Below are 7,018 nucleotides of genomic sequence, written 5' to 3' on the forward strand. Positions count from 1 at the left end.
CTTCGCAAGGTCACGTAAAAAAGGGCAACTTTGTTAACAAGTGCGGCCGGGGCGCGCACAATGTGACGCATGTCGATGCGTAGGCGAGCGGCGGCCCTGGTGGCCGCCATGACCGCGGCACTCGCGGTGCAGGCTCCCGCCGTTGCCGCGGCCGGGATCTGCAACAAATTCTGTGACGGGCGTGACGCCGCCCTGGCCGCGGGCGACCGGCAACCGGTCAGCAGTTCCCTGTACGGGCGGACGTTCGTGCTGCATCTCAACGATCCCGACGCGATGGCGTGGGCCACGGTCGCGGGCGGGCAGGCCGGCGACGAGGTGTGGCTCGACCGGTCGTTCGACGGCGGGCGCACGTGGGGAAGCGGCAGCCGGCTGGGCAACGCGGTGATCCCCGCGGCGGCGACGGGCACGCGCACACTCATGTTCAACGTGGACGACTGGGCGAACCGGGGCGTCGGGGCGTTGCGGGCGTGCGGGAAGGCCGGGGACCGTACGGAAATCACCTGTACCGCCTGGGCCCGCAGCACCTGGAACGCGGGCAGCCGCAGCACCGCCGCGGCGACCGCGCTCATGATGCGCTACAACCAGGGCACCGGCCTGTTCGACGACAACGCCTGGTGGACCGGCGCCAACGCGCTCACCGCGATCATCGACAACGCCCGCGTCTCGGGCATGGGCAGCTACAAGTACGCGATCGCCAACACGTACGACCGGCAGATCAACGCCTATCAGGGCCAGTTCCGCAACGAGTACATCGACGACACCGGCTGGTGGGGCCTCGCCTGGGTCGCCGCCTACGACCTGACGGGCGACAGTCGCTATCTGACCACCGCCCGCGCGGACGCCGACCACATGCACGCCTACTGGGACACCACGTGTGGCGGCGGCGTGTGGTGGAAGACCGACCGGACGACCAAGGTGGCCATCGCCAACAGCCTCTACATCCAGCTCAACGCCGCCCTCGGCCAGCGGATCGCGGGCGACACCACGTACAAGAACCGCGCGGCGGCGGGGTGGAGGTGGTTCTCCGGCACGGGCATGCTGACGTCCGAGAACATCGTCATCGACCGGATCGACCTGAGCACCTGCCGCGGGGCGAGCGGGCCCCTGACGTACAACTCGGGGGTGTTGATGAACGCCCTGGTCCAGCTGAACAAGGCCACCGGGGACGCCAACGCCCTGACCGTCGCCCGCCGCATCGGTGACGCGTCCACAGTGCACGGCGCCCTGAACGTCGGCGGCATCCTGCACGAGCCGGGCGAGGGTGACAGCTGCACCGGCGACCAGCCGTCGTGGAAGGGCGAGTACATCCGCGGGCTCGGCGTGCTGAACGCCGCGACCGGCGGGGCCTACAACGCCTATCTGAAGCGGCAGGCCGACTCCGCCTACGGCAAGAACCGCAACGCCCTGGACGAGTACGGCATCCACTGGGCGGGTCCGTTCGTGGCGAGCGCCCACGCGTGCCAGCACTCCGCCCTCGACCTGATGAACGCGGCCCCGTAGTCCCCGCGCGCTATGTTCGGCGGCCTTGACGTCGCGCCCTGGTGTCGGGCCCGATGCCGAGACTGCTGAAGCGGGGGACGTTGCCCCTTCGGCCCGTGGCCTGGCTGGCGGTCGCGCTCATGGCGGTGGCACTCGCCGCCGCCGCGCTGCCGTCCCGGGCCTGGCGCACGACGGCGACCGCCGGGCTGAGCCTCGCCGCGGCCGTCGTCCTGGCCGGCGCCGTCGTGCTGGCCCGCCCCGATCCGGCGCCGGCGACAGTCCACATTGATCGGTAAACTTCGATAGCTTGGCGGGCGGAGGTGGTTCCGTTGCCCGAGTCGCTGACCTATCCGTTCCCGCCGGCCGAGTCGATCTTCCATCCGTCGCCGACGCTGAGCGCACTGCAGAAGTCCGAGCCGATCGCCCGGTTCAGCACGGCCGACGGCCGTACGGGCTGGGTCGTCACCCGCTATCAGGACGTGCGCACGGTGCTGGTGGACCCGCGGTTCAGCCGCGCCGAGGCGAGCAACCCCGAGCTCAACCTGCCCGACACCGGCCTCGGCCAGGCCACCACGGGCTCGATCCTCGGCCTGGACCCGCCCGAGCACACCCGCCTGCGCCGGCTCGTGGCGGGCGCCTTCACCGCGCGGCGGGTCGAGGCGCTGCGGCCGCGGGCGGCGGAGATCGTCGGGGAGCTGATCGACGCGCTGACGGCGCTGCCGCAGCCGGTCGACCTGGTCGAGCACTTCTCGCTGCCGCTGCCGGTCCAGGTGATCTGCGAGCTGCTCGGCGTCCCGGCGGAGGACCGGCACGTCTTCCACGGGTGGTCCGACGCGGTGCTCGGCGACGTGACGACCGACCCGGCGCGGATCGCCGGGGCGTTCGCGGCGCTGGACGCGTACTTCCGGAAGCTGATCGCCGCCAAGCGCGAGCAGCCCGCGGACGATCTCATGACCGCCCTGATCGAGGCCCGCGACGAGCGGGACCGGCTGTCGGAGGACGAGCTGGTGCGGCTGTGCCAGACCGTGCTCGTCGCCGGGCACGAGACGACCGCCAACATGATCAACATGTTCCTGCTCACGCTGCACGAGAACCCGGAGCAGCTGAACCGGCTCCTCACGCAGCCCGAGACGATCCCGCAGGCCGTCGAGGAGCTGATGCGCTTCGTCCAGCTGGGCGAGGGCAGCGGCCTGGTGCGCGTGACGACGGAGGAGGTCGAGCTGGCCGGCGTCCGCATCCCGGCCGGGTCGGCGGTCGTCCCCTTGATGACCGTCGCCAACCGCGACCCGCAGCTGTTCGACGACCCCGACACCCTCGACGTGACCCGGTCCGCGGGCGCGCACCTGGGCTTCGGGGCGGGCGTGCACCACTGCCTCGGGGCGCAGCTGGCCCGGATGGAGCTGCAGGAGGCGCTGCGCGGGCTGCTCGCCCGGCTGCCCGGGCTGCGCGTGGACGTGCCGGTGGCGGAGCTGCGCTTCAAGAACGGCATGATCGTGCGCAGCCTGCACGAGCTGCCGGTGCGGTGGTGACGCCGTGACCTCCTGGCGGGTCGAGGTGACCCCGGACTGCATCGCGTCCGGGGTGTGCCTCGCGCTGGCGGGCGACGATTTCGCCCTGGGCGACGACGGACGCACCCATCCGCTGCGGGAGGTCACCGAGGAGCGGGAGGCCGTGCTCGACGCCGCCGCCTCCTGCCCCATGGAGGCGATCCTGCTCACCGACGCCACCACCGGCGAGCCGGTCGACTTCTGAAATTCGGTGGACACGGTTCCCGCGGCCGTTCCACGATGGCGGCGTTCTTCCGGCGAAGGAGAGGTTTCCGATGCGAGCCACAGGCGTGTTCCCGCCCGTCCTGCCTGTCTCGTCGGAGGAATCGCTTCGTGCCCCTGCTCAACCTCGGCATCGTCGCCCATGTCGACGCCGGTAAGACCAGCCTGACCGAGCGTCTGCTCTACGACGCCGGAGCGCTGCCCGCCCTCGGCCGGGTCGACGCCGGCACCACCCGGACCGACTCGCTGGAGATGGAACGGCGCCGCGGCATCACGATCCGCGCCGCCGTCGCCTCGTTCACGCTGCACGGCGTCACCGTCAATCTGCTGGACACGCCCGGGCACCCCGACTTCGTCGCCGAGGTCGACCGGGTGCTGTCGGTGCTCGACGGCGCCGTGCTGGTCGTGTCGGCGGTGGAGGGCGTCCAGGCGCACACGCACGTGCTGATGCGGGCGTTGCGCCGGCTGCGCATCCCGGCGCTCGTCTTCGTCAACAAGACCGACCGGCGCGGCGCGCGCCCCGGTGAGGTGGAGCGGCAGCTCGGCGAGCGGCTCGGCGTCCCCGTGGCCGGCGATCGGCCCGAGGAGCTGGCCGACGTGCTGAGCCGGCACGACGACACCCTGCTCGCAGACCTCGTGGACGGGCGGCGCCCGGATCTGGGGGCGGCGCTGGCGGAGCAGACGCGGGCCGGGCTCGTGCACCCCGTGTTCCGCGGCTCGGCGCTCACCGGGGAGGGCATCGACCGGCTCACGCACGCGATCACGACCTTGCTGCCACGAGCACCGGAGGACGCCGGCGCGCCCCTGGCGGCCACGGTGTTCAAGGTGGAGCGCGAGGCCGGGGGCGGGCGGGTCGCGTACGCGCGGATCAGGACCGGGACGCTGCGCGTGCGCGACCGGCTCGCCCAGGGCAAGGTCACCCGTCTGCGGGTGCTCGACGCGCCGGCCGCGGCCGCGCCCGCCGGGCACATCGCGAAGATCTGGGGCCTGACCGGCGCCCGCATCGGTGACACGCTGGGCGACGGCGCCCCGGACGCGGGTGGTCACTTCCCGCCGCCCACGCTGCGCAGTGTCGTCGTACCGGAGGATCCGGCCCGGCTCGGCGACCTGCACGCCGCGCTGGCCCAGCTCGCCGATCAGGACCCGCTGATCGGGCTGACCCCCGACCCGCTGTCGGTCACCCTCTACGGCGAGGTCCAGCAGGAGGTCATCACCGAGACCCTCACCACCGGGTACGGCCTCCGCGCCCGCTTCGAGCCGGCCGCCACCATCCGGGCCGAGCGCCTCGCCGGGCCGGGTGCGGACGAGCGCATCATCGGCGCCGCGGACAATCCGTGGCTCGCCACCGTGGGCCTGCGCGTGGAGCCGGGCGCGCCCGCCTTCACCCTCGCCGTCGAACCGGGCTCGATGCCCGCCGCGTTCTTCGCCGCCGTCGGGCAGGCCGTGCACGACGGGCTGGCGGCGGGGCCGCATGGGTGGCGGGTGCTCGACTGCCGGGTGACCATGACTCGCAGTGGCTACGACAGCGTCGGCAGCACGGCGGGTGACTTCCGGCGGCTCACGCGGGTGGTGGTCGCCGAGGCGCTGCGCCGGGCCGGCACCCGGGTCTGCGATCCGATCCACCGCGTCGAACTCGACCTGCCCGCCGCCGCGGTCGCCGCCGTGCTGCCGGTGCTCGGCGGGCTGGGCGGGCTGCCGCTCGAGACGCACGGGCGCGGGCGGCGGGCGCTGCTGGTCGCCGAGATGCCGTCCGAGCACGTCGACACGCTGCGGCGGCGGCTGCCCGGGCTCACTCACGGTGAGGGGGTGCTCGAGGCGGTTTTCGACCGGTACTCGTCGTGAGGGCCGGAAGCTGACATCATGCTGCGGTGCCGTTCACTCGCCGTGCCGCCCTCCTGACCGGATTGTCCGCCGTTGCCGGGTCGGCCGGGTGCGCCTCGCCGACCTGGGTGACACCCTCGGGCGCCGCCGGCCCGGCCCCGGGGTCGACGCCGGCAGCGCGGCCGGTGCCCGGGGAGGTGGCCGAGGCGCTCGCCCCGCCGTATGCGGCCAAGGTGCGCGGCGTGCTGAGCAAATACCTCAAGGCGACACCCGACAACCCCAAGCATCCCGGGTACGCGGGCGCGGTCGCCCTCGTCCAGGTGGACGGCAAGACGACATTGCACGCCGCCGCGGGGCACGCGGTGCGCTACAAGGCCGGGCCCGTGGAGTTGCCGGCCGCTCAGCGGGTCGCCATGCGGACCGGATCGATCTTCGACCTCGCCTCGCTGACCAAGGTCTGCACCGCGCTGCTCGTGCTCCAGCTCGTCGACCAGGGCAAGGTGGAGCTCGATGCGCCGGTCCGCCAGTACTTGCCGGATTTCACGGGCGCGGGCAAGGGCACTGTGACCGTGGCGCAATTGCTGGCGCACACGTCGGCGCTGCCCGTCGGCGCGAAGGTCACCGGGCTGCCCGACAACGCGGCCCGGTGGCGGGCGGTCATGGCCACGCCGCTGGTCAAGGGCGGCGTGCCCGGGACGACCTTCCGATACTCCAGCGTGGGGCTGATGGTGCTCGGCCGGCTGGTGGAGAAGCTGACCGGCAAGAGCCTCGACAAGGCCGTACGCGACAACCTGACCACCCCGATGGGCCTGACCGACACGGGCTTCCTGCCGTTGAAGTGGGTCAAGGACAAGGGGCGCCTGGTCGCCACGGACGCGCGGACGTCGCGCGGGCTGCTGCGCGGCACGGTCCACGACGACGTGGCGAACCATCTGGGCGGCGTGGCGGGGCACGCGGGCATCTTCGGGACGGCCAAGGACGTGGCCGCCATCGGTCAGCTGATGCTCGACGGGGGTACGTACAACGGGCGGCGGTTGCTCTCCGCCGCCGTGCTGAAGCGGGCGCTGACCAACGTCAACCAGGGCAAGAAGGCGATCGACGCCGACCGGCCGAACCGTACGGCGGACCATGGTCTCGGGGTCGAGATGAACCAGCCGTGGTTCATGGGGAAGCTGGCGTCGGCGACGAGTTTCGGGCACACCGGCTTCACCGGGACCAGTCTGCTCGTGGTCCCCGCGAAGAGGATGGTGGTCGTGCTGCTGACCAACCGGGCGCACCCGAACTGGAGCTGGTCCAACCCGGACGTGCACCGGGTCGCCGTGCACAACGCGATCGCGGGCTGAGCTTTCGCGCGCTTCTTCCGCGAGCGACGCGGCGCTGTGTCGACGGGTCAGCAGGGCGGGGCGACGGGGTCGCCGGTCCCCGTGTCGATCATGGCGTCGGGGACGAAGCCGCCGGGCACGTGGTTCCACAGGTTGCTGGGGTTCCCGTTGCCGTCGATCCACGTCTGACCGCGAACGGTGCAGTCGATGGTGACCGTGCTGCCGACCGGGACCGAGCCCGCCGGCGGGGACAAGGTGGTCGGCCGGCTGAAAACGGTCAGGCTGGTGTAGCCCGGCGGGGCCATGACGACGCCGGTGCCGGTGGGTGCGCTTTCCGGTTCGGGGCTTTCCTCCTCCGGCTCGCCGGTCGGCTCCTCGGCGGGTTCCTCGGTCGGCTCGTCGGTCGGCTCGCCGGTCGGTTCCTCGGGCGGCGGGCTGCTCGTCGCCGGGGGCGGGGCCGGATGCTCGTTGATCCGCACGTCACCGTTCACCGTGCCGATGGCGACGCCCGGATCGGCCGGCGGCGGTTTCTCGGCCTTTCCCGAACTCGCGAGAAACGTGAAAACCGCCGCCACGGCCGCCGCCACCGCGCCGAGCGCGCCCATCATGGCTTTGAAATGCATCGAT

General features: G+C 72.5%; 6 protein-coding genes and 1 pseudogene. 6 read left to right on the forward strand and 1 reads right to left on the reverse strand.

Going from position 1 to position 7,018, the window contains the following annotated elements; genetic code table 11:
- Nucleotides 1-69 precede the first annotated feature (69 nt).
- From RAN62_RS25435 to RAN62_RS25460, 6 genes are all read left to right on the forward strand, one after another.
- Entirely contained in the window at nt 70-1,500 is a 1,431-nt protein-coding gene (locus RAN62_RS25435; RefSeq protein ID WP_305787273.1) for a glycoside hydrolase family 76 protein, read from the forward strand.
- Between the two features lie 53 nt (nt 1,501-1,553).
- Nucleotides 1,554-1,775, forward strand: a complete 222-nt coding sequence (locus RAN62_RS25440) for a hypothetical protein (protein ID WP_305787274.1) — start codon at nt 1,554-1,556, stop codon at nt 1,773-1,775.
- A 24-nt stretch (nt 1,776-1,799) separates the two neighbouring features.
- Nucleotides 1,800-3,008 carry a cytochrome P450 gene (locus RAN62_RS25445; protein WP_305787275.1) on the forward strand — a complete coding sequence of 403 codons (1,209 nt, stop codon included), beginning with the start codon at nt 1,800-1,802 and terminating at the stop codon, nt 3,006-3,008.
- A 4-nt stretch (nt 3,009-3,012) separates the two neighbouring features.
- Entirely contained in the window at nt 3,013-3,231 is a 219-nt protein-coding gene (locus tag RAN62_RS25450) for a ferredoxin (protein ID WP_305787276.1), read from the forward strand.
- Between the two features lie 128 nt (nt 3,232-3,359).
- A complete protein-coding gene (locus RAN62_RS25455; RefSeq protein ID WP_305787277.1) occupies nt 3,360-5,090 on the forward strand; it encodes a GTP-binding protein in 1,731 nt (576 codons plus the stop codon).
- A gap of 26 nt (nt 5,091-5,116) precedes the next feature.
- Nucleotides 5,117-6,412, forward strand: a complete 1,296-nt coding sequence (locus RAN62_RS25460; RefSeq protein WP_305787278.1) for a serine hydrolase domain-containing protein — start codon at nt 5,117-5,119, stop codon at nt 6,410-6,412.
- 47 nt (nt 6,413-6,459) lie between these two features.
- On the opposite strand, the pseudogene RAN62_RS25465 reads toward RAN62_RS25460, so the two are convergent.
- Nucleotides 6,460-7,018 (reverse strand): annotated as a pseudogene (locus RAN62_RS25465) (hypothetical protein); the annotation flags it as partial.

Source organism: Symbioplanes lichenis (assembly GCF_030709675.1).
Taxonomy (GTDB): Bacteria; Actinomycetota; Actinomycetes; order Mycobacteriales; family Micromonosporaceae; genus Actinoplanes; species Actinoplanes lichenis.